Consider the following 24,686-nt stretch of genomic DNA (forward strand, 5'->3'; position numbering starts at 1 on the left):
TCCGGGTCACCCAGCCTTTTCGGCCGGATCATGTGAACGCTCCGCCCCGGGCCTCCGGGCGTCCGCCGCCCTTCGCGGTCTCAGCCCCGCGGGGTACCGGCCCGCGCGCTGTGCCTGTTGACGGGAAAGGGCAGGCCGAGGTGGCCGCGCAGGGTGTCCGCCTCGTACTCGGTACGGAAGAGCCCACGCTTTTGCAGGAGCGGCACGACACCGTCGACGAAGCGGCCGAGGTCCTCGTCGTTGCGGAAGGCGAGGTTGAGGCCGTCGAAGGCGCCGGCGACGAACCAGCGCCCGATCTCGTCGGCCACGGTCTCCGGCGCCCCGACGAACGGCGATCGACGGGACTCGCCCACCGACTCGACGACTTGACGGAGCGTCAGATTCTCCGCACGGGCCCGTTGGATGATTCTGGCGGCTCCGGTCCTGCCCCCCTTCTCGGCCAGGTGCCCGATGTCGGGGAAGGGGGCGTCCAGATCGTGCCCGCTGAAGTCGTAGGCACCGAAGGACCGGCCGAGGAGCGCGAGGTTGCGCGCGAAGTCCCGGTCCTCCTCCCGGATCTCTTGTTCGCGACGTCCCGCCTTCTCGTCGGTCGCCCGGACGACGGGGTCGGCGTGGACGAAGATCTTGATGTGTTCGGGATCGCGGCCGTGGGACGCGGTGCGGCGCTTGACGTCGGCGTAGTACTCGCGCGCCTGCTCCAGGGAGCCTCCGGGGGCGTAGACACCCTCGGCGACCCGGGCGGCGAGGTCGCGCCCCTCCTCGGAGACCCCGGCCTGGAAGATCACGGGCCGGCCCTGCGGGGAGCGCGCGAGGTTGAGCGGGCCCGCCACGCGGAAGTGCTCGCCGGCGTGGTCGAGGGTGTGCAGTTTGCCGGGGTCGAGGAAGACGTCGCGCTCGACGTCGGCGGGGAACGCGTCGTCCTCGTAGGAGTCCCACAGCCCTTTCGCCACCTCGACGAATTCGAGGGCGCGGCCGTAGCGGGTGGCGTAGTCGAGGTGTTCGTCCAGACCGAAGTTCCGGGCCGTTCCGGTGTCGAAGCTGGTGACGACGTTCCAGCCGGCCCGGCCCGCGCTGATGTGGTCGAGGGAGGCGAGGCGGCGGGCGAGGTTGAAGGGCGAGTTGTAGGTCGAACTGGCCGTGCCCACCAGGCCGATACGGCGCGTGTGGGTGGCGACCGCGGACAACAGGGTGAGGGGTTCGAGGCGGTTGAGGTAGTGGGCCGGGTAGGTGGCGTTGATGAACTGACTGTCGACGATGAAGAAGGCGTCGAACAGGGCCTGTTCGGCTGCCTGCGCCTGACCGATGTAGTAGTGGATGTCGACGCTGGCGTTCTTCGCGACCCGCGGGTCCTTCCAGAGTCCGTGCTGGCCGGGGCCGCCGACACCGTACGGGTGCAGGGCGAGGTGGAGCTTACGGGGCATGGGAGTCCTCTCGGCGACAGGTTCAAAGCAAGGGGCGGCGCCACCACTTCGGCTTCCCGCACCCCTGGGAACCGGCGCGTTCCGGAGTGCGGGGGGACGGGGAGGAGCGGCGGGCGGCGGGTCCGCGCCGGACGGCAGGTGTCGCACGGGCGGCCGGGGCACGACCGGGCTCGGCGCTCACCACCCCACCTCGGCGGAGCGCCGTTCGGGTCGGCGAGTCAGCCGGGTCAGCGACAGCGGGTGCCGGCGGTGCGCCGCGGGCCGGCGTGGGGGCACACCACTGCGGGAGGCGTCGTGAGCATGGGCACATCCTGGGGCCGGGAAGAAGACCTGTCAATGGACACCCTTCAGTGTCCTATCCGTGGGGGGCGCCTGTGCGGGGGCCTTCGTTGCGGGAACATTGCCGCAGGTGAACCAGAAAGGACACCTCTTGACACCTTTTCCGGGACCGGCCTAGCGTCGCCGTCATGAGCGAGCAGTCGACGACGCCCGGCGAGGGCTTCCACCCCCACCTCCACGGCGCTGCGGCCGGTACGGAGGTGCCGCTGCGCAACCGTCTGCACCACGTCCGCTCCGGCGCGCTGGACGGCGACACGGCGCAGACCGGCGGCATGCGCCGGTTCGCCGCGATCAGCGGCAGGACGGTGGGCTCCAGGAAACTGTGGATGGGCCAGACCCACGTCGCCCCGCTGACCTCCTCCTCGGACCACCACCACGGCGCGTCCGAGACCGCCATCTACGTGGTGAGCGGGCACCCCGAGTTCGTCTTCCTGGACGACTCCGGGGAGACGCCCGAGGAGATCCGCCTGCGCACCTCCCCCGGTGACTACGTCTTCGTCCCGCCCTTCGTACCGCACCGCGAGGAGAACCCGCGCGCCGACGAGGAGGCCGTCGTGGTGATCGGCCGCAGCACCCAGGAGGCGATCGTGGTCAACCTGCCGGAGCTGTACGCCCTGCCGGCCGACGAGGGCTGACCCTCCGGCGGGGGGGGGGGGCCCCCGGCCGCGCGGGGCCGGGCCCGGGGGGGGGGCGCCCCCCCGCCGCGCCCCCCCCGGGGGGGCCCCGCCGCCCGCGCCCCCCGGCGGGCGGGGCGGCGGGGGGCGGGGGGCGCGCGGGGGGCGGGCGGGGGGGGCCGGGGGGCCCGCGCGCCGCCCCCCCCCCCCCCCCCCGGGGGCTCAGCGCCCGGCACTCTCCAAGGGGTGTGCGGCCAGGTGGCGTTCGGCGTCGAGGGCCGCCGCGCAGCCGCTGGCCGCGGCGGTGACGGCCTGGCGGTAGGTGTGGTCGACGGCGTCGCCGGCCGCGAAGACCCCGGGCACACCGGTACGGGTGGTGGGGGCGGCGACCTTGATGTAACCGGCGTCGTCCAGGTCGAGTTGGCCCTTGACCAGCTCGGTGCGCGGATCGTGGCCGATCGCGACGAACAGGCCGGTGACCTCCAGCGGGCGCAGTCGGCCGGTTCGGGTGTCGCGGAGGGTCAGGCCGCTCAGCCGGTCCTCCCCGTGGATCTCGGCGACCTCGCTGTGCCAGGCGAAGGAGATCTTGGGATTGCCCGCGGCGCGTTCCTGCATGACCTTGGAGGCGCGCAGACCGCCCCGGCGGTGGACGACCGTGACCGAGCGGGCGAACCGCGTGAGGAAGGTGGCCTCCTCCATCGCGGTGTCGCCGCCGCCGACGACCGCGATGTCCCGGTCCTTGAAGAAGAACCCGTCACAGGTGGCGCAGGAGGAGACGCCCCGGCCACTGAGTTCGTCCTCGCCGGGCAGGTGCAGCTTGCGGTGCTGCGAGCCGGTGGCGACGATCACGGCGCGGGCCCGGTGGACGGCGCCGGTGGTGTCGGTGACGGTCTTGACGTCGCCGGTCAGGTCGACCGCGGTGACGTCGTCGTCGAGGATCTCGGCACCGAACCGCTCGGCCTGTTCCCGCATGCGGTCCATCAGGTCGGGTCCGAGTACGCCTTCGGGGAAGCCGGGGAAGTTCTCGACCTCGGTGGTGGTGGTCAGGGCGCCGCCGACCAGGAGGGAGCCGGCGAAGACCAGCGGGGAGAGCTGGGCGCGGGCGGTGTAGAGGGCGGCGGTGTAGCCGGCCGGGCCGGAGCCGATGACGATGACGTCGTGCACGTGGTCGCCGGTGCGGGTCACTGTGGGTCCTTCGGGTCGGTGAGGGCGCGGGTCAGTCGACGGACTGGGCGAAACGGAAGAAGCGGGACGGGTCGTAGGCGCGTTTGACCGCCCGCAGGCGACGGAGGTTCCTGCCGTAGTACGCCCGGCGCCAGTCGGCCAGGGCCGGGTCCATGTAGTTCTGGTACGACTCGTGGCTGGAGTGGGCGTCCATGGTGGTGTGGGCGGCGTCGACCCAGGCGCGGGCGCGGTCGCGGTCCTGCGCGGCGGGGTCGGCCGTGGGCAGGGTGACGGAGTAGCCCGCGTTGAACACCGCGTCACGGTGGACGAAGGCGGTGTCGGTGGGGGCCACCTCGTTGATCCGGCCGCCGTACGGGAAGAGCCCGAAAAAGCGGAACTGGCCGGGGCGGGGATCGGCGGTGAGTGCGTCCAGGGCGCTCTGGACGGCGGCGGGCGTCCAGGGCCGGGAGAAGTACAGGTTGCGCTGGGTGGTGTGGGCGTCGCGCGGCAGCTGGGCCTCGGGGGTGAAGCCGATGCGGTGGCACTCGCTGACGGTCAGGTCGCCGCAGCCGTAGACCTGCTGCATGGCCTGGGCGTAGGGGAGTTCGCTGCTGCTGCGACTGGTGCCCGGGTGGCCGACGGCGCTGGTGAGGCGGTCCAGGAGCCGGTCGCAGTCGGCCTTCGTCCCCTGGTAGGCGCCGGTGAGGACGACGGTGGGCTCGGTACCGGCGGGGGCGTCGGTCGAGTGCAGGAACATCAGCTCGCAGCCGAGTTCGCGCGGTGCGGAGGCGATCCAGTCCTGCCAGGCGAGGATCAGCTGCCGGGCGTCGCCGTAGCGGAAGTTGAGGTTGAAGAGGGTCAGGCGCGGGATGCTCACCGGGGTGACCTCGTAGGCGGTGACGACGCCGAAGTTGCCGCCGCCCCCGCCGCGCAGCGCCCAGAACAGGTCGGGGTGCTCGGTGGCGCTCGCACGGACGGTGCTGCCGTCGGCGAGGACGACCCGGGCGGAGACGAGGCGGTCGGAGCCCATGCCGTACTTGCGGGCGGAGTAGCCGAAGCCACCGCCCTGGACCCAGCCGCCCATGGCCACGGTGGGACAGGTACCGCCGGCTATCTGAATCCCCTGCGCGGCCAGGGCGTTCACGGCGTCGACGCCCTGGGTGCCGGGGCCGAGGTGGACGGTGGCGCCGTCGGTGCGGACGGCCGCCAGCCGGGAGACGTCGATGACCAGGCCCGGGGTGGTGGAGTAGCCGGCGGCGCTGTGGCCGCCGCTGCGGACCGCGGTGGCCAGGCCGTTGTCCTGGGCGAAGCGGACGCAGGCGGCGACGTCGCTCTCGGTGGCGCAGTAGGCGACGGCCTGGGGGTGGACGGCGTCGAACTGGGCGAGCTGGAGCTGCCGGGCGGTGTCGTAGCCCGGGTCGGTGGGCAGGACGAGGCGGCCGGTGAGTCCGTCGCCGAGGGTGCCCCAGGGGACGGTGGCCGGCGCGGCGGCGACGAGGCCGCCGGCTGTGGCGGTCAGGGCGGCCGCGGCACCGGTCGCGGCCGTGGCGCGTATCAGCGAGCGTCTGCTGAGCATGTCGGTCAACTCTCCGTGGTGGGAAGGATCGAGGGGAGGTGGCGGGTGAGGTCCGTCGCGGCGGCGGGCTGGGGGGCCGCCATATCGCGCAGGACGAGGGAGTGGGCGGGGACGCGGCAGCCGTCGCCGACGGTGACCGGCCCGAGGACGGAGGCGCCGGTGCCGATCTGGACCCGGTCGCCGAGGACGGGGTGTCTGCGCGTGCCGTCGGCGCCGTCGCGCAGCCAGCCCCGGGAGCCGAGGGTGACCCCGTGGTAGAGCGTCACGTCGTCGCCGATCACCGCGGTCTCGCCGATGACGACGCCGAAACCGTGGTCGATGAAGGCGCGCCGGCCGATGCGGGCGCCGGCGTGGATCTCCATACCGGTCAGCAGACGGGCCACGCGGGTGAGGACGGCGGCCCACAGCCGGTGTCCGCGCGTGTGGTGGCGGTGGGCGAACCGGTACAGGGCCAGCCCCTGCCAGCCGGCGTGCAGCAGCGCCTCCCCGCGGCCGGAGCAGGAGGGGTCGCGGTCGAGGACGGCGTGCAGGTCCTCCCGTACCAGGCGCCGCAGCGACGGGGCGGTGCCCGCTACGGGCGGCTGGGCGACCGGCCCGGCGGGGGCCGGCGGTGCCTCCTGTGCGCGCGCCGCCGGACGCGGCGCGTGCCCGGGACGGCTGGTGCGGGTGGCCGCCCGGGGCGCCCGGACGGGCGTGGGCCGCGTCTCGTAGCCGTTCATCGCGCCGGGACCGGGGTCGGCGGGGCGTCCAGGCGGCGGATGCGGTACATGGTGCGCTGGAACAGTTCGTCGGCGGTCAGGGTCGCGAAGCGCTGCGGGCCCTCCTCGGCCCCGGGCACCCGGAGCGGCGTGAGGGTGGTCCAGGGCGCCGGGTGGCAGAACTGGACGATGGACAGGCGCCCTTCGCGCTGGTCGGGGCCGGCCACCACGCGGTGCACGGCCGCCCGTGCCAGGCCGTTGGTGAGCCGGTCCAGCACCATGCCGACGTTGACGACGGCATGTCCGGGCGGGGCCTCGACGGCCACCCACTCCCCGTCGACCAGCACCTCCAGACCGCCGGCCGTCGCGCGGGGCAGGGCGGTGATGAGGTCGAAGTCCTGGTGCTCCACGGCCCACACGTGGCGCTCGGAGGGGGCCTGGTCCATCGGCGGGTACCAAGTGGCCCGGTTGACGACGGGGCCGTCCTCCAGCACGTCGGTGAAGTAGTCGGGGTGGACGCCGATGGCGTCGGCGAGCGTGCCCACGACGTCGTGCTGGAAGCGCAGCATGCGGGCGTGCAGTTCGCGCAGGGCCGATCCGATGCCGGGCACCAGATGGTCGGGGAAACTGGGGTCGGGGTAGCGGGCGGGGTAGCGCCGGCGCAGCGGATGGTGGGCGGGCAGCGGGGCACCCCAGTGGAAGAGTTCCTTCCAGTCGGGGACGGCACCCTTCTCGGCGTGCTCCACCAGCGGCGGGGTGTAGCCGGACTGCCCGTTGCTGCCCGGCACGCGGCACGCCCGCTTGGCCTCGTCGTCCAGCGCGAAGAAGGTGCGCAGGAACCCGTACGCCTCGTCGAGCAGGCTCTCGGGCACGGTGTTGCGGACGAGGAAGAACCCGTCGTGCAGTGCGGCCCGCAGGTGTGCGTGGCTGCCGGGGCGGTCCAGGTCGATGTCCTTGAACATGAGTGGTCCCTTCACGGGTGACGGCGACTCATCCGTCGGTCTTGCGGAAGGAGAGCGCCAGATAGGAGAGCCGGTGTCCCCGGTACTCGAAGTCCCGGTCGATCACCAGGCGCTCGCCCGAAACGAGCCCCGCGTCGGTGTACAGGCCGGTGACGGCGTGCTCGGTGAGCCACCAGTTCAGCCGGCCGTCCTCCAGGGGGATGTCGGTGATCGCGCCGTCCGGGCTGAGGAACACGCTGACGACGAGGACTCCGCCGGGGCGCAGCAGCCGCGCGCCGTGGGCCGCCCAGGCGGGCCAGTCGGCACGGCGCTGGTGGTGCAGACAGCCGTTGTCCACCAGGAGGTCCACCGGTGGGCCGCCGGAGCCGGGGGTGCCGTACTCCAGGAAATCGGTGCGCAGCAGCCGGGCGCTGCCCCGGGCGGGCGGCGGGGCGTCCCACACGTCGACCAGATCGAGGCCGGTGGCCTCGGCGTCGAGCCGCTCGGCGAGGGCGCTGGTCTGGTGTCCTCTTCCGCAGCCGACGTCCAGGAGGCGGCGGCGTGCGCCGGGGACCGCCGCCGGGGCCTGCGCGCACACGAAGGCGCTCACGCGGTCGTTGGTGCCGGCCCCGGTCCAGGAGTCGCGTCCCCCGGCGTACCAGATGCGGAAGGAGTCGGCGACCACGCTCCGGTAGGCGGTGTAGTCGCCGGTGGCGGTGTAGTCGCCGGTGGCAGTGTCGGCGGTGGTGGCGGTGTCGGCGGTGGTGGCGGTGGTGGTGTCAGCGGTTGGCGGCATCGGCCCACTCCTCCGTGGTTCCGCGGCCCGCGGCGACAGCCACGGCGTGGCGGCCGCGCGGGCCCTCGTCGAGAGCGCGGGAGGCGGTCAGCCAGGCGCCGGCGGCGCTGCTGGAGATCGCGACCCGCTGGGTGCGGCGCAGCAGCCGCATGGCGTCCAGGGCCTGCGGGTAGGTCACGTCGGCGAAGGCGAAGTCGGCCTCGTAGGGGGCGAGCAGCGGTTGCCGCAGGCCGTGGCCGAGTCCGCCGGTGCCGTTCATCCGGGGGGCGCCGGTAGGTGCCTCGGGGTCGCCGTAGGGGGCCTCGGCCGGGAAGACGGCGAAGGCCGCGCAGTCGGGCCGGCGCAGGCGCAGGGTCTGGGCGACGCCGACGAGGGTTCCGGCGGAGCCGACCGAGGCGGCGAAGACGTGCGGCCGTATGTGTTCGCGGGCGAGGCGGGTGGTGATCTCCACGCCGGTGCGTTCGCGGTGGACGGAGACGGCCTCGGGGGCGCAGTGCTGGAGCAGCAGGTACCGGTCCTCGTCCTCGGCGATCCGGGCGGCCTCGTCCATCGCGCCGAGGAAACCGGTGCCCTCGCGTCCCCGGGACACGCGGGCCCCGTCGCGGCGCAAGGCGGTCACGAGCCGTTCGGGCGCGCCGTGCGGGACCGCGAGGTGCAGGTCGAGTCCGAGGTGCGCGCACAGGTGAGCGAGTGCGACGGCCAGCGAGCCGCCCGAGTACTCCACGAGCCGGACGCGCGCGGTGCCGGCCCGCGCCACCGCGGCGCAGATCAGGGCGTAGGCGGTACGGGCCTTGACGGTGCCGGTGAGGTTGGCGGCCTCGGCCTTGAGCCATACGGTGCCGCGACCGGCGCGGCTGGGCACCGGCACCAGCGGGGTGTCGCCGAGGGCAGGCCGCAGGGTGGCGAGGCCGGGCAGCAGGGTGTGGGCGATCCGTTCCAGCGGGGCGAACGGCGCGTCGATGGCCTCGCGTCCGGGCCGGCGGGCCGCCATCGCCCGTTCGATGTGCGGCAGCGGGTGGGCGGACGCGGCGGTGTCGGCGGCCGGCGCCGGGGCGAGGACGGCGGGCGCGGCCGTCATGACGGACGCTCGCTGGTGGTCAGGCGCAGGCCCACGGGGTAGAGCGGTCCGGGGAAGGGACCGTGGCGGCGGCGGGTGCGGGTGAGGTCGCCGAAGCGGGCGAAGCTGCCACCGCGGGCGACGCGGTAGCCGCCCATCGTCTGGGTGAGGTGGTCGTCCACGGCGATCCCGCCCGGGTAGGGGGCGTAGTCGTCGGCGGTGAACTCCTCCACGTTGCCTCCCATGTCGTGGACGCCGAACGGGGACTGCCCGCCGGGGAAGGCGCCCACCGGGGTGGTGGTGTGCACGCCGGACTCCCGGGTGTTGGCGGCCTCCGGGTCGAAACCGCCCGCCCACGGGTAGGGGCGGCCCTCCGGGCCCTTGGCGGCGTACTCCCACTCCGCCTCGGTGGGCAGCCGCCAGGGGTGGCCGGTGCGGTCGCTGAGCCAGCGCGCGTAGTGGTCGGCGTGCTCGGCGCGGACGCCGGCGACGGGGTGGTTGGAGCGGTCCCAGGGGTAGGCCCCGAGGTACCAAGTCGTCGGCCGGTCCTCAAGGCCGGTGTCGGCGAGGAAGTCGCGCCACTCGCCGTTGGTGACCGGGTAGCGGGCGATCCAGAAGTCCTCGACGCGCACGGGGTGTTCGGGCGCCTCCTTGGCGATCCAGGACTCCTCGACGCCCTTGTCGGCCCAGTAGCGGGTGACCTGGGCGACCTCTTCTGCGGGCAGGCCGACGGGGACCGTGGCGCCGGGCACGAAGCAGGTGGCGGGCACGGTCGTCAGGCGCGGGTCGCCGAGCAGGGCCAGCATGCCGCCGGCGGCGAGCCGTTCGGCCAGCGGCAGCGCCGGGTCCTCGACCACGGCGGCCAGCCGGAGCCGGTCGGCGGTCACGGGCTGCGGTCCCGGTGCCCGGTGCACCCGGACGGGGTCGGTGAGGCCGGCCTGTTCCCTGAAGTGCGGGGAGTGGGCGACGTCTTCGAGGTTCATGCGGTCGTCTCCCTCTGCAGGGTCAGGGTGTGGCCGCTGCCCGCCTTGGCGGCCAGGTAGCGGGCGTTGTGCTCGGTGAGGTGGACCGCGGTGGGCACGACGGTGTCGACCCGGATGCCGAGGCCGCGCAACTGGGCGACCTTGTCGGGGTTGTTGGTGAGCAGCCGGATGCGGGTCAGGCCGAGGGCCCGCAGCATCGCGGCGGCGGCCCGGTAGTCGCGCTCGTCCTCGCCGCGGCCGATGATCCGGTTGGCGCGGAAGGTGTCGATGTCCTGGTCCTGGAGAACGTAGGTGTCGAGCTTGTTGAACAGGCCGATGCCACGGCCCTCCTGACGGAGGTAGAGCAGGACGCCGCCCTGTTCGGCCATGGTGGTGAGCGCCTCGTCGAGCTGCGGACCGCAGTCGCAGCGGGCGGAGCCGAACACGTCGCCGGTCATGCACTCGCTGTGCAGCCGTACCAGGGGCACGATCTGCGGGGCGTGCGGCAGGACGCAGGCGAGGTGTTCCTGGGCGTCGGGCAGGTCGTGGAAGGTGACGAGTTCGGCGGTGCGCCCGCCGGCCCGGTCCAGGGTGACGGGGACGCGGGCCCGGACGGAGGCGGTGCGCTGCGGTGCGGCGATGGTGGTCATGCGGCCCTGCTTTCCGTCGTGGCGGCGGCGGCCGGGACGGTCGCCGTGGGGGCGGCGGGCGAGGGGTCCGCCGAGGGGGCCGCGGTCAGGTCGGCCAGGTGCCAGGAGCGCCGTACGACGGGCCGTTCCGCGGCGTCGAGGCCGACCTGGAGGAGGCGGCCGTCCCAGCCGGCGACGGCGACCGTGCCGTCGGCGAGGCCGATCATGCAGGACAGGCCCTGGGCGAACTCGTCGAGCAGCCGGCCCGAGGCGAGGGTGGCGGCGGAGTCGTCCCAGTCGACCTGCCAGGCGTAGAGGCCGAAGTCGTAGGAACCGGCCAGGACGACGGGGCCCTCGGCGCTGCCCAGCAGGGCCACGCACTTGACGGACTCGTCGGGGCCGAGGAGGGTCTGCACGTCCTCGGCGCGCCAGGTGCCGTCGGGCAGGCGGGTGAGCCGCCCGGCCTTGACGGTGTGGTCGCGCGAGGCGCTGGCGGCGGCCCCGGTGCCGAGCGCGGCGACGGCGTTGACGAGGTTGCCGTGCTCCCACAGCGTGTTCCGGGCGTGTGTCCCGCCGGCCCGTACGGTGCGGTCGGTGGCGGCCGACAGGAAGCCCCCGGTGACGGTGGAGAGTGACTTCACCGAACCGTCGTGGGCCGCGATCCGCTCCCGCTCCTTCAGGGTGCGCGGGTCGAGGACGAGGAACTCGCCGTTGTACGTGCCGGCGACGAGGGCGCCGTCGTGGACCGCGAGGGAGGGCACGGGGGCGCCGAGGGTCGCGCTGGTGGTCAGCGTGCGGCCGTCGTGGCGCAGCACCTGACCGGAGTAGGTCCCGGCGTAGAGGGTGTCCCCGTCGCTCGCCAGGGACAGGATCGGTCCGTCGGTCAAGGGGAGCGGGGGACGGACGGGGGCGGGGCCGGAGCTGTCCGCGCCGCCGGGGACGGTGACGACGAGGCCCGAGTCGGTGCCGACGAGGAGTTCGCCGCGGTGCTCGACCAGCGCGTTGGGTCCGTGGGTGGCCCGCTCGGGCGCGGCGAGGGGACGGGCGGTGGTCAGGTCGTACAGGTGCGGGCCGTTCCAGAAGCTGCCCGCGGCGACGAGCCCCTGGGCGACGGAGACCGAACGGGGCCACACGCGGCGGTCCTCGACGCGGTGCAGGCGGGTGCCGAGCACGTCGAACCAGTGCAGGCCGCCGTCGTAGGCGCCGACGACGAAGGAGGAGTCGTCCTCGGCCCAGGCCACCGCGCGCGCCGCGGAGGTGGAGACGGGGACGGTGCGGACGACCTCGAGACCGGCGGTGAGCAGGTCGACGGCTCCGTCGTCCCGGGCGACGGCGAGGAGCCGGCCGGAGTGCGACCAGGCACAGCCCTCGATGGAGGAGTCGTAGTGCCGGGTGACGGGCGCTCTCGAACCGTCGGGGTCGGTGACGGCGACCAGTCCGTCCTCGCCGACGGTGGCGACCAGGCCGTGGGCGCCGACCGACACCATCATGCAGTGCGCCTCGTGCGCGCCGATCTCGGCGAGGAAGGTGCCGTCGACGGCCGACCACAGGGTGGCGCGTCCGTCCTCGGACACGCAGATCAGGCGTTCGCCGTCGGGCAGCCAGGCCACCGAGTTGATGTCGTCGGTGTGCCGGGCGAGCACGGTGTGCAGGTGGGTGCGGCCCCTCTCGGTCACCCGCCAGATCGCCACCGTCTTGTCCGCGGACGCGGTGGCCAGCACCTCGGGGTCGGCCGGGTTCCAGGCGGAGGCGTTGACCAGGCGGCGGTGGCGCAGCCGGGCGAGCGGCACGGGACGGGCCGGTGTGCCGGTGTCCCAGATGATCACCGTGCCGTCGTACGAGCAGCTGGCCAGACGCTGTCCGTCGGGCCTGAGGCCCACGTGGGTGAGGGGAGCTGAGTGGCCTGGGCCCCAGGCCGGGAGGTCGATGGTTCGCACGCCGTCTCGTCCTTTTCTCGTGCTGACGAAGTCCGCGGACTTCTGCCTGCGGTTTCCTGCTCGGTCGTCGTTCTTCGCTCTTCGGTCCTCGGCGCCGTTCTTCGGTCTCGGTCTTCGTTCCTCTTCAGTCGGTCTTGGGCCAACCGGCTGGGTGTGCGCCGAAATTAGGCGGACGGCGGTCCGGGAGGCGAGCGCGAGGCAGCAATCTGGCAACTCGTGGAATTACCGGCCAAGGGCTTGACGCCGACCGGATAGGAACCCCGACTGCCTTGCGCTGGTGGCTACTTGACCCATTTCGTCGGGTCTCCTTGAGGTGTCCGGCCGCCGGGCGGACGCTGACGCGGACGACAGACCGACCCGGCCGGGGAGTGAACGACGTGCACATAGTTCTGGTGGAGACCACGTCCGTCCGCGGATTCGACATGGTCGCGGAGATGGCGGACTCGGGTATCGAGGTGAGCTTTGTCACCGGGAACCTGGACGCCTATCGGGGAAAGCCCGGATTCGAGCTGTCCTCGCGCGCCGCGCGCATCGTCGAGGTGGACTCCCCGGGCGCCGGGCGTCTCGCCGAGCGGCTGCGCGGCAGGCTCGGCCCCCGCCGGCCCGACGGGGTGATCGGCCGCGACGAGGTGTACCCCTTCGCCGTCGCCGAACTCGCCCGCGACCTGGGTCTGCCCCACGAGTCGGTGGCGGCGGCGCGCGTCCTCAGCGACAAGGGGGCCGTACGCGCCCGCCTGACCGAACACGGGGTCGGCTCGCTGCGCTGGCGGGTGGCCACCACCGAGGCCGAGGGGCGCGCGGCGGTCGAGGAGATCGGGCTGCCCGTCGTGGTCAAGCCCACCGCGGGCGGCTGGTCGGTCGGGGTGACCGTCGCCTGGACCCGGGAGCAGGCGGCGCACGCGCTGTCGCGGTTGCTGAGCGGTCCGGCCGGCCGTGACGCGGCGCCGCCGCGCGCGCTGGTCGAGGAGTACGCGGTGGGCCGGCACGTCAGCGCCGAGCTGCTGGTGCAGGGCGAACGCGTGGTGCTGCTGGGTTTCGCGGAGCGCCTCGCGGCGCCGCCCGGCCAGGCCGCCGAGCTGGGCGGCCACTTCCCGGCCCGCCTCGACCAGGAGGGCGCGGCCCGCGCCTTCGTGCTGGACACCGTGCGCGCGCTCGGCCTGCGCGCCTGCGCCGTCCACGCCGAGCTGCTGCTGACCCCGGCCGGGCCCGAGCTGATCGAGGTGAACGGGCGGGTCGCCGGGCATGTGGTGACCCAGCAGATGTCGCTCGCCCTGGGGCGCTCCCTCACCCGCGATCTCGTGGACCTCGCGGTCGGCCGCGCGGTGGAGGAGGCCGCGCCACCCGAGACGGTCGTCGCGCTGCACCAGCTCCACAGCCCCGTGCCGGCGGTGGTGCGGGGTGTCAAACCGGCCGAGGTGCTCGGCCCGGACGTCATCGAGTCCCGCCTCGCCGTCGCCACCGGCGACCGGGTGCGGGCGCTGCGCACCAACCACGACCGGTTCGGTTACGTACTGGCGCGTGGCGCCACGGGCGCGGCCGCCGCGCGCACCGCCGCGGCGGCGGCCGAACGGCTCCTCGCCTCCCTGGAGCTGGAGCCCGAGACCGCGACGCGGGACGCCGCGGCCCCGGACGACTCCCCCGGCGGCGAGCACCTGCTCCTGCTGCTGGGCGCTCAGGACCCGGTGGAGCGGCTGCTGACGGGCGTGGGCGCGGTGACCTCGCGGGTCAGTGTGGTGTGGACCTCGGGGCCCGACGGTGAGGCCGGGGCGCGGGAGCTGTGGGCGCGGCACTGCCTCGGGCAGTGGCACCGCGCCACCGGGGCGGCGGCCGTCCGGGCCGCCGCCCGCCTCGTGCACGCCGTCCAGCCGGTGCGCGGTGTCCTGACCTTCTCCCCGGCCTCCTTCGCCCGGCAACTGCGCTCGGGAGGTGAGGACTTGTCCGAGGCGCAGGCCGTACCCGCGGTGTCCGGGCACACGGTCGTGGTGACGGCCCGGCGCGGCGAGGTGCGGTCACTCGCCGTACTCGACGAGGAGGCCGGCACCCGCCTGTGCCCCTCGGCGCTGGACGGTGAGCGGGTCGCGCGTCTGGCCGAGCGGGCCGTGGAGGCGGTGCGCGCGGCGCGGGCCGAAGGAGTGGTGCGCTGCTTCTTCCCGTCCGACGCGCCGCGCGCCGCCGCCCCCCGGCTGTTGCCCGGTCTCGACACGGCGACCGTCGACCTGTACGACGCCGTGTACACCCGCGGCCTCGCCGCCGCGACCGCCGAGGCGGCGCTCGGTCGCGCGCCGCGCGGCAGGGCCCGTCCCGTGGTCGCCGTCCAGCGGGAGCTGCCGCTGCCCGGCGGACCACTGCGCGTGGTGGAGGCCACCGACGCCGCCGAACTGAACGCCCGGCCCGAGGTGTTCCGGGCGCAGGTGTTCGCGGGCGCCGGGGACGTCGTCGACGGCTTCGGGCCGGAGGTGTGGCTGCGCTGCACGGCGGTCGCCGCCGACCGGGCGGGGGCGCGGGCCGCCGCCGGCCGGCTGGCGGACTCGGTCGTGCTGCGCACGACGCCGCAGGACCGCACCCACGTCCTGCTGCTCGACCGGCTCGGCGCCGACGTCTGGACGCTCCCGGACGGCCTCTCTCCCGTGCTGCCCGCCGACCGCTTCCGGCTGAGCGTCCTGACCTCGGGCGAGGTCGCCCGCGGCCCCGCCGATCTCGCCGTGCGCACCGACGTCTACGACGACTTCGCGGTGGAGCGGCTGGCCCGAGCCGTCCACGCGGCGCACCCCGTGCACCGGGTGGCCGCCCTGTCGGAGCGGCTGCTGGAGCCCGCGGCCCGGCTGCGGCGCGCGCTGGGCACGCCCGGTGAGGGCCCGCAGGAGGTGCGGCGTTTCGTCGACAAGGCCGTGATGAAGCGTCTCGCCCACCGCGCGGGCATCCGCCACGCCGCCGGGCTCCTCGCGCAGAGCGCCGACGACGTGACGGCCGCCTTCCGCCGGCACGGCCGGGTGGTCGTCAAGCCGCGGGCCGCGTCCGGCTCCCAGGGGGTGGCGGTCCTGTCCGCGCGGCAGGACGTGGAGCGCTGGCTGCGCGAGGAGTTCGTCCCCGGCGCGTACCTGTGCGAGGAGTTCGTCGACGCCCCGATGTGCCACATCGACGCCGTCGTGCACGGGGGCGAACCGGTGTGGCACGTCTCGGCCTACGTCCGCGACACCATGGCGCTGCGGCGCGGCCGGCCGCTGTCCTCGGCGACCGTGGCCGACCCCGTGGTGCGCGCGGCGGCCGGGCGGCTGCTGGGGCGGGTCGTGGACGCCTGGCGGCTGCGTTCCGGGGTGCTGCACCTGGAGGCCTTCCTCACCGAGGGGGAGCTGACGTTCTGCGAGGTGGCGGCCCGGCCCGGCGGCGGCGGGGTCGTCGACGCGTTCCGGGCCACGGAGGGCGTGGACCTGCGGCACGCGAAGATCCTCGCCGACGCGGGCGAGAACCCCCTCACGGGCCGCCGCGAACCGGTCGGCCCGTACGCGGGGTGGACCGTCCACTACTGCGGGGGCGGGCGGCTGCTGGAGTACGACGACGCGTCGGTGGCGCCGCTCGCGTACACCCGCACGGTGCGGGCCCGGGTCGGTGACCTCGTCCCCGCCTCGACGTTCTCCGGTACGGGGGTCAGCACGCACGTCTTCGTCCACGAGGCGCCCGGGGAGGTCTCGGCGCTGGTGGACCGCGCCGAGCGCGAGGTGCGGATCGTGACGGGCCCGGCGGACGGGGAGGCGCGGTGAGGGTGCTCGGCTTTCTCGGCAGCGCGGGCAAGGACTCGGTGACCCGGGAGATCCTGCTGCGGGCCGGGGAGCGACTCGGCGCCCTCGGGGCGCGCTTCGAACTGGTCGACCTGGCGGTGGAGTTCCCCGAGCCGCACCGGCTCCAGGAGTACGAGGACCCGCCGCCCGGCAGTCAGACGGCGCTGCTGCGGTCCCTTGCCGCGCGCGCCGACGCGGCGGTCCTGGCCACCCCCGTCTACCACGGTTCCTACAGCGCGCTGCTGAAGAACGCCCTGGACCATCTCAAGGGGGACGCGCTGGCCGGGCGCCCGGTCGGGCTGATCGCCGCGGGCGGCGGTCCGCGCGGCGCTGGCACGGCCTGCGACCAGTTGCGCACCGTGGTGCGGGCGCTGGGCGGATGGGCCGCGCCCACCCACGTCGCCACCACCGCCGCGGATCTGGTGCCCGGCCCGGCCCTGGACTTCCTCGACCGGCGGCTGGCCGATCTGAGCGCCGAACTCATGTCCTTCCCCACCCGCTCCCGGGGCACCCCGTGACCCGCGCCCCGTCGGGCCGCCGCCGCTCCGCCCGACCCGCGTCCGCCGGCCCCGCGCCCCTGTCCCGCTTCCGTCGTCCTCCTTCCGTCGTCCTCCTTCCGGAAAGGTCCTCCCATGGTCTCCTCCCACCTGCTGCTTCTCGCCGGGATCGGCGGCCACGCCCCCGACGAGGCCCTCGCCTCGCTGTCCACGCTGACCGACACGGTCAGCGTCGTGTACGTCTCCGCCTGGCGGCCTCCGGACCTCCTGCGGGCCGCGTGGCAGAAGCGCGGTCTGCGCGGTGAGTTCCTGGAGGCCGCCGACCTGGGGGCCGCCGTCGAGGTCGCGGCCGCCCTGCACGAGCGGCTGCCGCTGGACGGCGTGGTGACCTACTCCGAGCTGCTGTTGCGTCCGCAGGCGGAGATCGCCGCCGCGCTGGGCCTGCCGGGCAACTCGCCCGAGGCGGTGGCCGTCGCCCAGTCCAAGGCGCGTCAGCGTCTGGTCTTCGCCGAACACGGCGTCCCCTCCCCCGACTTCGAGGTGATCACCAGCGAGCGGGACCTGCCGGCGGCGGCGGCCCGGGTGGGGCTGCCCGGAGTGTTCAAGCCCTCGCTGGGCGCGGGCAGCCAGAGCGTCCGGCTGGTGTCGACGTACGCCGAACTGATCCGCGCCTTCACGGCGGCGCGGGCCGAGAAGACCCCCTTCCTCCAGTACGACGAGGCGTATCTGCTGGAGGAGCGGATGGAGCTGGAGGCGGACGGCGACAGCGGATACGCCTCCTACTGCAGCGTGGAGTCCCTGCTGGTGTCCGGGACGGCACACCACCTGGCGCTCTCCGACCGGCTTCCCCTGGAGCACGGTTACGCCGAGGAGGGTGTGGCCCTGCCCAGCCGGCTGGCCCCCGCGACGGCGGCCGCCGTGACCGAGGCCGCCGACCGGGCGATCCGGGCGATCGGGCTGACCTCGGGCGCGGTGCACACCGAGGTGGCGCTGACCGCGGACGGGCCGAAGATCATCGAGGTCAACGCGCGGGCGGGCGGTCCGCTGCCGGTGATGTTCAAGGCCGCCGCCGGTTACGACTACGCCGCCCAGATCGGCCGTGCCGCACTCGGGCTGCGGCCGTCCGCGCTGCCGGAGTTCAGCGGCGTCGCCCTGCTGCGTTTCCTGCCGATCCCGCAGGGGGTGTGGCGGGTGGCCGGGCAGACACCCGTCGAGCAGGTGCTGCGCGCCTTCCCCGAACTCGTCTACGTCTCACCGAGGTTCGCGCCGGGGCAGCGGGTGAGCAGGCAGGGCACCCTGCACCTGGCCAGCTTCCTGGTGCGGGCCTCGGACGTCGGCACGGCCCGTGCGGTCACCCGGCGGGTGGAACAGGCCCTGGACATCCGGCTGGTGCCGGGCTTCGACGCGCCGACAGGAGCGGACCGTGACTGACGCCGCCGCCCCGCCCGCGGCACCGGTGACCGGGCCGGGCCGCCGGTTCTACGCGGTGGGGCTCTCCGACGCGGTCGGGCTCGGCATGTACCTCTCGCTGTCGGTGCTCTTCCTCGACCAGGCGGCCGGGCTCTCCAACCATCAGGTCGGCGTGGTGCTCGGCACCTCGGGGGTGACCTCGCTGCTGGGTGCGATGCCCATCGCGCGGGCCGCCGAACGGTACGGGGTGCGCACCGTGCTGACCGTGCTGTTCGCGGTCCGCTGCGCCGCCTTCCTGGGCTTGTCGGCCGTCGGGTCCTTCGGGCAGGCGCTGCTGGCCGCCGCGGTCGCCGGGCTGCTCAGCCGGGGCATCGGCCCGCTGATCGAGTCGGGACTGATCAGCCGGGTACCGGACGGACGGGCCGTGGGCGCCCTGGCCCGGATGCGGACCCTGCGCAACGCCGGGTTGGCGGCCGGCGCGGTGCCCGCGGGCGCCGCGATCGCGAGCGGGGAGGGGTGGGCGTACCGCTCGGTGCTGCTGGCCTCGGCGGTGCTGTTCCTGTGCTGCGCGGTGATCTGCCGCGGTTTCCCCGCCGACGCGGTGGCCCCGGCGGGGAAGGCGGGCCCCCGGCGGGCCGGCATCCTGCGCAACCGGGCCTTCCTCTCCGTCACCGCCCTGTACGGGGCGTTCACGCTGTCGGCGCTGCTGCTCGGGATCGGGATGCCGCTGTGGATCGTGCAGCACACGCAGGCTCCCACGTGGAGCGTGACCGTGGTCCAGTTGCTGAACACGGTGCTGGTGGTGGCGCTCCAGGTGCGCCTGAGCCGGGGCTCGGAGCTGATGCCCAGAGCGCGGACGCTGATGTTCCGGGGCGGGCTGCTGGCTGCTCTGGGCGCGGCGGCCGTTCCGCTGACGGCGCTGGGCGGCGGATGGCCGGACCTCGCGGTCGTGGTCGCGGCGGCGGTCCTGCTGTCGCTGGGCGAACTGCTGATCGTCGCCGGCTGCACCGGGGCGGCGCTGCTGCACATCCCGAAGGGGCAGGAGACCGGCCATCTCGCGGCCTTCAACATGGGGTTCGCCGTGACGACGGTGGTGGGCCCCTCGCTCATCGGCGCGGGGGTGGACTGGGCCTGGGCGGGCTGGACGGGCTGGGCCCTGTTCTTCGCCGTGCTCGGCCTGATCGCCCTGCGCGTCCCGGCCCCGCGGGCGCCCGCGCGGCAGCCGGCAGGAGACGAGCCCGCGACGGCCCCGGCGGCGGTCGCGGGCTGAACAGGGCGGCCGGCGGCGGGAGAGCGCACCCCCGCCGGCCCTGAGCGCGTGCCCCGGTTGTGGAGGCCGGGGTGCGTCGGGGTGGCCCGCGCCGTCCAGTACGGGGTCGGGGCGGCGCGGGCCGGGAGGAATCGAGGTCAGTCGAAGACCGGGCCCTGTGTGCGGGTCCGCTTGAGCTCGTGGAAGCCCGGCGTGGCGGCCAGAAGCAACAGGCCGTCCCACAGCCTCGTGGCCGCTTCGCCCTTGGGCGCCGGGGTGACGACGGGGCCGAAGAAGGCCCTGCGGTCGCCCTCGGGCCCCGGCAGCGCGAGCACCGGGGTGCCGACCTGCTCACCGACGAGGTCGATGCCCTCCTGGTGACTGGCGCGCACCGCGTCGTCCCAGGTGTCCTGACCTGTCTCGTCGAGCAGGTCCCCGGGCAGCCCGGCCTCCGCGAGCGCCCCGGCGAGGGCCTCGCGGCCCGGCCCGAGCCCCTGGCGGTGGATGCGCTCGCCCAGCGCGGTGTAGAGCGGTCCGACGACGTCCTCGCCGTACTTGTGCCGCGCGGCGACGACCAGGCGCACCGGTGCCCACCCCTCGGTGAGCAGGCGCCGGTAGCGCTCGGGCAGGTCCTCGCGGCCCTCGTTCAGCACCGCCAGGCTCATGACGTGCCAGCGGATGTCGAGGCGACGGACCTCGGCGACCTCCAGCAGCCAGCGGGACGTCATCCACGCCCACGGGCAGACGGGGTCGAACCAGAGATCGACGGGGATGCGCTCAGCTGCGGACACGGTCGTCGGGTCCTTCCTCCGCGAGGCGTTCGAGCAGGGCGCGGGCGGCGTTCCCGGGCGGGGCCTCCCCGGTCGCGGGTTCCCGGGCCTCGGCGAGCAGCCGCGTGAGCAGCCTCGCCAGACGGCCCTCGCCGACCTGGGTCAGGGCGACGTGTCCCTCCCAGGCCACGGCGCGGATTCGCTCCGCGGTCAGTTCGCCGTCCCCCGCCGCCCCGACGAGCAGGAGCCGCGCGAGCCGGCGTTCGAGGGGGACGGGCCGCCAGGTGCCGTCGGTGAGGTCCCCGGCCAGGCTGTCCGTGAGCGCGGCGAGGCTCTCGGCGGGCGGGGCGGTGTGCGTGTCGGTCATATGAGGTCGTTTCCGCTTCCTCGTCGTGCCGGACCGCGCGGGCGCGGCGAACGGCCGACGCGCGGTGGGTCGTTCCTCAAGATCGACGCGGCTGGTCGAGGACTGGTCAAGGCTCGGCCAAGGCGGGCCGGGCGACGTTCAGTCGCCGGTGACGTCCAGGGCGAAGTGCAGGGCCGTGACGCCCATCCGGCGGGCGTGGTAGAAGCGGTGCGCGGCCTGGTTGGTGACGCCGGAGTCGAGTTCCACCCGGTGGCAGTGCGCGGCCCGCGCCCGTTCGGTGAGGTGGGCGAGCAGCCGGGCGCCGACCCCGCCGGAGCGACGAGCGGGGTCGGTGACCAGATCGTCGACGAAGAGGACCCGGCCGCGGCTGGTGGCCAGGACGCGGTGGGTGGCCACGGCCAGGCAGTGCCCGTGCTCGTCGTGGACGGCGGTGAACACCAGGCCCTGCGCGTGCGCCTCGGCGGCGAACCGGTCGAACTCCGCGTCGGTGAGCGCGGGCCGCAGGGCGCGTATCAGCGGGCGCACGTGGGCGGACATGCGGCGGTCGCCGGGCGGTACGTCGGTCGTCGTGAGGCCGACCGGCTCGCTCCCGGTGGACGCGGTCGCGGCCGGCCCGCTCCCGGCGGAGGCCGGACCGGCGTGCGCGGTCCCGGTCTGCTCGGTGGTGGCGGCGCGCGTCGGCTCGGTCCGCGCGGTGCCGGTCGTGGTGGCGGCCTCGGTGGGCGTGTGGGACATGGACGGCAGCGTATGCCGACACGGCCCGTACGCGGGCCGGAGGTGACGGACTCGTGGCCCGAGGCGCCGGTGCGCGGCCCGAGTTGACACACGGGCGGGCCGACCTGACGTATCGGGGCCCGCGTTCGCCGCCGATCCGGCCGTACGGCCCGGCGGGTGCCAGACTCGACGACCATGCGTGCCGCTTACATCACCCAGCTCGGCTCTCCCGACCTCATCCGGTACGGGGAGCTGCCGCCACCCGAGCCAGGCCCGCACGACGTGCTGGTCGACATCGAGGTGAGCGCCGTCAACCATGTCGACACCTTCGTGCGGTCGGGCGCCTGGCGCACCCCCGTCGAGTTCCCCTTCGTCATCGGCCGTGATCTGGTCGGGACGGTGGCCGCGGCCGGTGCCGCCGCCACCGGTTTCCGCGTCGGCGACCGGGTCTGGTGCAACAGCCTCGGCCACGACGGCCGCCAGGGCGCCGCCGCCGAACAGGCGGTCGTCCCCGTGGACCGGCTCTACCACCTGCCCGCGGGTGTCGCCCCGGCCGAGGCGGTGGCGCTCGCCCACCCCGCCGCGACCGCGCACCTCGCGCTGTTCACGCACGGCTGTCTGCGGGCGGGCGAGACGGTCGCCGTGCTCGGCGCGGGCGGCAACGTGGGCAGCGCCCTGGTGGTCATGGCCTCCCGGGCCGGTGCCCGGGTGATCGCCGTCGCCTCCGCCCGGGACGCGGAGTACGTCCGCGGCCTCGGCGCCGACCACGTCGTGGACTACCGCTCGAAGGACGTCGCCGGACAGATCCGCGCGGCCGCCCCGCAGGGGGTGGACGTCCACGTGGACACCGCGGGCCGCAACGACCTGGAGACCGCGGTGGACCTGCTGGCCGGCCGGGGACGGCTCGTGGTGCTGGCCGGTCTGCGCACCCGTCCCGTACTGCCCGTCGGCGCCCTGTACCTGCGGGACCGCTCGGTGCGCGGGTTCGCGATCTCGCACGCGGACACCGCGCAGCTCGCCGACGTGGCCCGGGGCATCAACGGGCTGCTCGCATCGGGTCGGCTGCGTCCCCGCGCCACCGAGGTACTGCCGCTGAGCGAGGCGGGCGAGGCGCACCGCCGGCTGGAGGAGGGCAAGGTGAGCGGCAAGCTCGTGCTGCGCGTGCGCGACTGAGCGCGCGCCCGCCTCCCCGGTCACCGCGGCGGAGGACTCCGCCTCGCCGGTCGCCGCGGCCGAAGCCGCCGCCGCTTCCCGGTCACCACCTCCCGGGCCCCGTCCACCACCGCCGAGGGCACCGCGATCGCCGTATCGCGGTGCCCTCACGACTTTCCGCGACCGTCGCGCTCCCCTCTGGAATACCTCCGCCAACTTCCTTACGCGGGGCGGAAATTGAACTTGACGTACCCCGAACGGCTTGATTGCCCGGCTTCCTGGCGCGTCGGCAGTATTGCCGCCATGACAGCGAACACAGGAACCATCATCGACAATTCCCCGCTCTTCGAACTCGATGCCCGCATTCGCGTCTCGGCGTCCCCGGCGAAGATCTACTCCGTGGTCAGCGACCTGGCCCGCAGCAAGGAGTGGAGCCCGGAGTGCATGGGCGGCGAGTGGATCGCGGGCGAGCCCTCGGCCGTCGGCTCGGTCTTCCGGGGGGAGAACCTGCGCAGCGAGGACGTCGTCGGCTGGGCCCCGCTGGTGCGCGGCACCTGGTACACCGAGGCCCGCGTGGTGGCGGCCGATCCCGGCAGCACCTTCCGCTGGATGATGCTCACGCACGCCCAGGAGGACCAGGAGTCGATCTGGGGCTTCGACATCGAGGACGCGGGCGACGGCACCTCCTGGCTCATCCACCACTTCCGGATGGGCAAGGCCACCGCCGGTATCCACAAGATCGTCGAGGACCTCGACGAGGACGCGCGCAAGCGCTTCGTCCAGGACTGGACGACCAAGCTCGGACAGGATCTCGACGACACGCTGGCCCGCATCAAGGACGTCGTCGAGAACGACTGAGCCGGGGCCCGCGGGCCGCCCGCCCGCCGCGCCAGCCCGTGAAGTCCCCGCACCACCGCACCCCCAGGCACCTCCCCCAGGATTCCGCAGCCATGGACGAGAGATCGGTTACATGTTTCTCCAGCGAATAGGAAGCAAGGGAATTCGGCTCGGCACGCTTTTCGACCGGGCGGCCGCCAGGCACCCGGCGAACTTCGTGATCCTCGACCACGACCTCGACATCGCCCCGGACCTCGGCCGGCGCGCGACCCTGACCGAACTGGCCGATCTCGTGGACGACTTCGCCTCCAGGCTGTGGTCGGTCAAGGTCCGCCCCGGCGACCACGTCGTGGTTCACAAGAGCGACGGCTTCGACATCTCCCTCCTCGCCTGTGCCATCGCCCGCACCGGCGCCATCCCGGTCCTGCTCTCCCCGAAGCTCGACGGCGAGACCGTCGCCGAGCTGCTGCGCAGGGTCGGCCGGCCGTTCCTGGTCACCGATCAGGACAAGCTCGACCACCACCTGCCCGCCGAGGTCTTCGACCTCTCCCGCGAGGTGCTCCTGGCCTCCGGCGAGCACGAGGGGGCCACCTCCTTCGCCTCGCTGGCCGGCGTGGAGCGGGTGCCCGCGGTGGCGATGCCCATCGACCACCCCACCCTCATCACCCACACCTCCGGCACCACCGGCACCCCGAAGCTGGCCGTGCACACCGGCATGAGCTTCCAGGCCCGCTACCGCCCGCAGGCCACCGTCGTGAAGAGCGCGGTGCGGCGCAGCGAACCCATCGCGGTGCACGTGTCGTTCGTGCACTCGCGGATGTTCACGGCGATGCCCATCTCGATCCTCCAGGGGCATCCGCTGATCATCCTGCGGGACGACGACCCGCAGACGGTGGGCGACCTGTTCGCGCAGGTGCCGCCGGGCTTCATCGAGGCCCACCCCAACACCTTCCTGCGCTGGGAGGTGCTGGCCGACGACCCGCGCGGGCCGCTGGCCAACGTGAAGTACTTCTCCAGCACCTTCGACGCCATCCACCCGCGCACCGTCCACACCCTCCTCAAGGGCTCGCGCCGCAAGGGCCGGCGGTTCGCCCAGGCCTACGGCCAGAGCGAGGTCGGCCCGATCGCGGCGCGTACCTACTCGCTCAAGGACGGCGCCGACTTCAACGGCCGCTGCGTCGGCGTGCCCTTCCCCGGCATGACCGGGGTACGGGTCGTCAGCCGCAACGGCTCCCCCGTCTCCAAGGAGAACCCGGGCTTCATCGAGGTGCGCAGCGACGGCCGCATCGTCACCTATCTGGACGAGCACCAGCGCTGGCAGAAGCAGGTCAACGACGGCTGGTGGCGCATGGGCGACCTCGGCTACCGGACCCGGTTCGGCTGCCTGCACCTGCTGGACCGCGAGGTCGACGAGATCCCCGGGGTCCAGTCCACCCTGGCGATCGAGGACAAGCTGTTCACCCGGCTGCCCGAACTGGTCGAGGTCATCATCATCCCCGGCCCCGACGGCCGCGCGGTGCCGGTGGTGTGCACGCAGGACGACACCCCGCTGGACGAGATGGCCTGGAAGACGGCCGTGGTGGACCTGCCGGCCCTCGGCGCGCCCGTCCAGTGGCGGCTCCAGGACCTGCCCCAGACCGCCACCACGAAGATCAAGCGCCTGGAGCTGGCCCGTCTGATCGCGGCCGCGCCCACCGACTGACGCACGGCGGCCCGCCCCTCGCGCCGGCCGCGGTCCCTCACCTCACCGCACGTCTCCCCTCCCCTCAGGGGGGTCCGG

General features: G+C 74.4%; 21 protein-coding genes. 8 read left to right on the forward strand and 13 right to left on the reverse strand.

Annotated elements, in window-relative coordinates:
* Positions 1-80: 80 nt before the first annotated feature.
* Positions 81-1,421, reverse strand: coding sequence for an LLM class flavin-dependent oxidoreductase (locus ACFYMP_RS20360; RefSeq protein WP_388859252.1), 1,341 nt, complete (start codon positions 1,419-1,421; stop codon positions 81-83).
* 467 nt (positions 1,422-1,888) lie between these two features.
* On the opposite strand from ACFYMP_RS20360, the gene ACFYMP_RS20365 reads away from it, so the two are divergent.
* The gene (locus ACFYMP_RS20365; RefSeq protein ID WP_388859255.1) at positions 1,889-2,395 is read left to right on the forward strand and encodes a cupin domain-containing protein; all 507 of its coding nucleotides are present in this window, start codon (positions 1,889-1,891) and stop codon (positions 2,393-2,395) included.
* A 201-nt stretch (positions 2,396-2,596) separates the two neighbouring features.
* On the opposite strand, the gene trxB is transcribed toward ACFYMP_RS20365, so the two are convergent.
* From trxB to ACFYMP_RS20410, 9 genes are read right to left on the reverse strand one after another with little or no spacing between them, the layout of a single operon-like run.
* On the reverse strand, positions 2,597-3,559 hold the full coding sequence (trxB, locus tag ACFYMP_RS20370) for a thioredoxin-disulfide reductase (RefSeq protein ID WP_388859258.1): 963 nt from the start codon (positions 3,557-3,559) through the stop codon (positions 2,597-2,599).
* Positions 3,560-3,590: 31 nt separating this feature from the next.
* The gene (locus tag ACFYMP_RS20375; RefSeq protein WP_388859261.1) at positions 3,591-5,114 is read right to left on the reverse strand and encodes an FAD-binding oxidoreductase; all 1,524 of its coding nucleotides are present in this window, start codon (positions 5,112-5,114) and stop codon (positions 3,591-3,593) included.
* Positions 5,115-5,119: 5 nt separating this feature from the next.
* Positions 5,120-5,833, reverse strand: coding sequence for a serine O-acetyltransferase EpsC (gene epsC, locus ACFYMP_RS20380; RefSeq protein ID WP_388859264.1), 714 nt, complete (start codon positions 5,831-5,833; stop codon positions 5,120-5,122).
* Complete coding sequence (locus ACFYMP_RS20385) at positions 5,830-6,774, reverse strand: isopenicillin N synthase family dioxygenase (protein ID WP_388859267.1); 945 nt, start codon at positions 6,772-6,774, stop codon at positions 5,830-5,832. The genes epsC and ACFYMP_RS20385 overlap by 4 nt, the downstream gene beginning before the upstream one ends.
* Before the next feature lie 28 nt (positions 6,775-6,802).
* Positions 6,803-7,549, reverse strand: coding sequence for an SAM-dependent methyltransferase (locus ACFYMP_RS20390; RefSeq protein ID WP_388859270.1), 747 nt, complete (start codon positions 7,547-7,549; stop codon positions 6,803-6,805).
* Entirely contained in the window at positions 7,533-8,627 is a 1,095-nt protein-coding gene (locus tag ACFYMP_RS20395) for a pyridoxal-phosphate dependent enzyme (RefSeq protein ID WP_388859273.1), read from the reverse strand. Before ACFYMP_RS20395 ends, ACFYMP_RS20390 begins: the two co-directional genes overlap by 17 nt.
* A complete protein-coding gene (locus ACFYMP_RS20400) occupies positions 8,624-9,589 on the reverse strand; it encodes a formylglycine-generating enzyme family protein (protein ID WP_388859276.1) in 966 nt (321 codons plus the stop codon). The genes ACFYMP_RS20395 and ACFYMP_RS20400 overlap by 4 nt, the downstream gene beginning before the upstream one ends.
* Positions 9,586-10,218 carry a GTP cyclohydrolase II RibA gene (ribA, locus tag ACFYMP_RS20405; RefSeq protein WP_388859279.1) on the reverse strand — a complete coding sequence of 211 codons (633 nt, stop codon included), beginning with the start codon at positions 10,216-10,218 and terminating at the stop codon, positions 9,586-9,588. Before ribA ends, ACFYMP_RS20400 begins: the two co-directional genes overlap by 4 nt.
* Positions 10,215-12,134: a repetative protein gene (locus ACFYMP_RS20410; RefSeq protein WP_388859282.1), complete on the reverse strand. Its 1,920-nt coding sequence runs from the start codon at positions 12,132-12,134 to the stop codon at positions 10,215-10,217. The genes ribA and ACFYMP_RS20410 overlap by 4 nt, the downstream gene beginning before the upstream one ends.
* Positions 12,135-12,511: 377 nt before the next feature.
* Between ACFYMP_RS20410 and ACFYMP_RS20415 the strand changes: the two genes are divergently transcribed.
* The 4 genes from ACFYMP_RS20415 (at position 12,512) to ACFYMP_RS20430 (ending at position 19,087) form a co-directional block, all read left to right on the forward strand.
* Positions 12,512-15,892 (forward strand): acetyl-CoA carboxylase biotin carboxylase subunit family protein, encoded by a 3,381-nt coding sequence (locus tag ACFYMP_RS20415; RefSeq protein ID WP_388859285.1) that lies wholly within the window; start codon positions 12,512-12,514, stop codon positions 15,890-15,892.
* A 2-nt stretch (positions 15,893-15,894) separates the two neighbouring features.
* Positions 15,895-16,428 (forward strand): NADPH-dependent FMN reductase, encoded by a 534-nt coding sequence (locus ACFYMP_RS20420; protein WP_388859288.1) that lies wholly within the window; start codon positions 15,895-15,897, stop codon positions 16,426-16,428.
* A gap of 114 nt (positions 16,429-16,542) precedes the next feature.
* On the forward strand, positions 16,543-17,838 hold the full coding sequence (locus ACFYMP_RS20425) for an acetyl-CoA carboxylase biotin carboxylase subunit family protein (RefSeq protein WP_388859291.1): 1,296 nt from the start codon (positions 16,543-16,545) through the stop codon (positions 17,836-17,838).
* A complete protein-coding gene (locus tag ACFYMP_RS20430; RefSeq protein WP_388859294.1) occupies positions 17,831-19,087 on the forward strand; it encodes an MFS transporter in 1,257 nt (418 codons plus the stop codon). The genes ACFYMP_RS20425 and ACFYMP_RS20430 overlap by 8 nt, the downstream gene beginning before the upstream one ends.
* A gap of 137 nt (positions 19,088-19,224) precedes the next feature.
* Here the strand turns inward: ACFYMP_RS20430 and ACFYMP_RS20435 are convergent, their stop codons facing one another.
* The 3 genes from ACFYMP_RS20435 to ACFYMP_RS20445 form a co-directional block, all read right to left on the reverse strand.
* Complete coding sequence (locus ACFYMP_RS20435) at positions 19,225-19,857, reverse strand: disulfide bond formation protein DsbA (RefSeq protein ID WP_388859297.1); 633 nt, start codon at positions 19,855-19,857, stop codon at positions 19,225-19,227.
* Complete coding sequence (locus tag ACFYMP_RS20440) at positions 19,844-20,203, reverse strand: hypothetical protein (protein ID WP_388859299.1); 360 nt, start codon at positions 20,201-20,203, stop codon at positions 19,844-19,846. The genes ACFYMP_RS20435 and ACFYMP_RS20440 overlap by 14 nt, the downstream gene beginning before the upstream one ends.
* 138 nt (positions 20,204-20,341) lie before the next feature.
* The gene (locus tag ACFYMP_RS20445; protein WP_388859302.1) at positions 20,342-20,938 is read right to left on the reverse strand and encodes a GNAT family N-acetyltransferase; all 597 of its coding nucleotides are present in this window, start codon (positions 20,936-20,938) and stop codon (positions 20,342-20,344) included.
* 174 nt (positions 20,939-21,112) lie between these two features.
* Between ACFYMP_RS20445 and ACFYMP_RS20450 the strand changes: the two genes are divergently transcribed.
* The 3 genes from ACFYMP_RS20450 to ACFYMP_RS20460 all read left to right on the forward strand — a co-directional run bounded on the left by ACFYMP_RS20450 (position 21,113) and on the right by ACFYMP_RS20460 (position 24,608).
* Positions 21,113-22,090 carry an NADPH:quinone reductase gene (locus ACFYMP_RS20450; RefSeq protein ID WP_388859304.1) on the forward strand — a complete coding sequence of 326 codons (978 nt, stop codon included), beginning with the start codon at positions 21,113-21,115 and terminating at the stop codon, positions 22,088-22,090.
* Positions 22,091-22,372: 282 nt separating this feature from the next.
* Entirely contained in the window at positions 22,373-22,927 is a 555-nt protein-coding gene (locus ACFYMP_RS20455; RefSeq protein ID WP_388859307.1) for an SRPBCC family protein, read from the forward strand.
* 112 nt (positions 22,928-23,039) lie between these two features.
* Positions 23,040-24,608, forward strand: coding sequence for a class I adenylate-forming enzyme family protein (locus ACFYMP_RS20460; RefSeq protein WP_388859310.1), 1,569 nt, complete (start codon positions 23,040-23,042; stop codon positions 24,606-24,608).
* The last annotated feature ends 78 nt before the right edge of the window (positions 24,609-24,686 follow it).

This window comes from Streptomyces sp. NPDC007088 (genome assembly GCF_042869355.1).
In the GTDB taxonomy this organism is placed as follows: domain Bacteria; phylum Actinomycetota; class Actinomycetes; order Streptomycetales; family Streptomycetaceae; genus Streptomyces.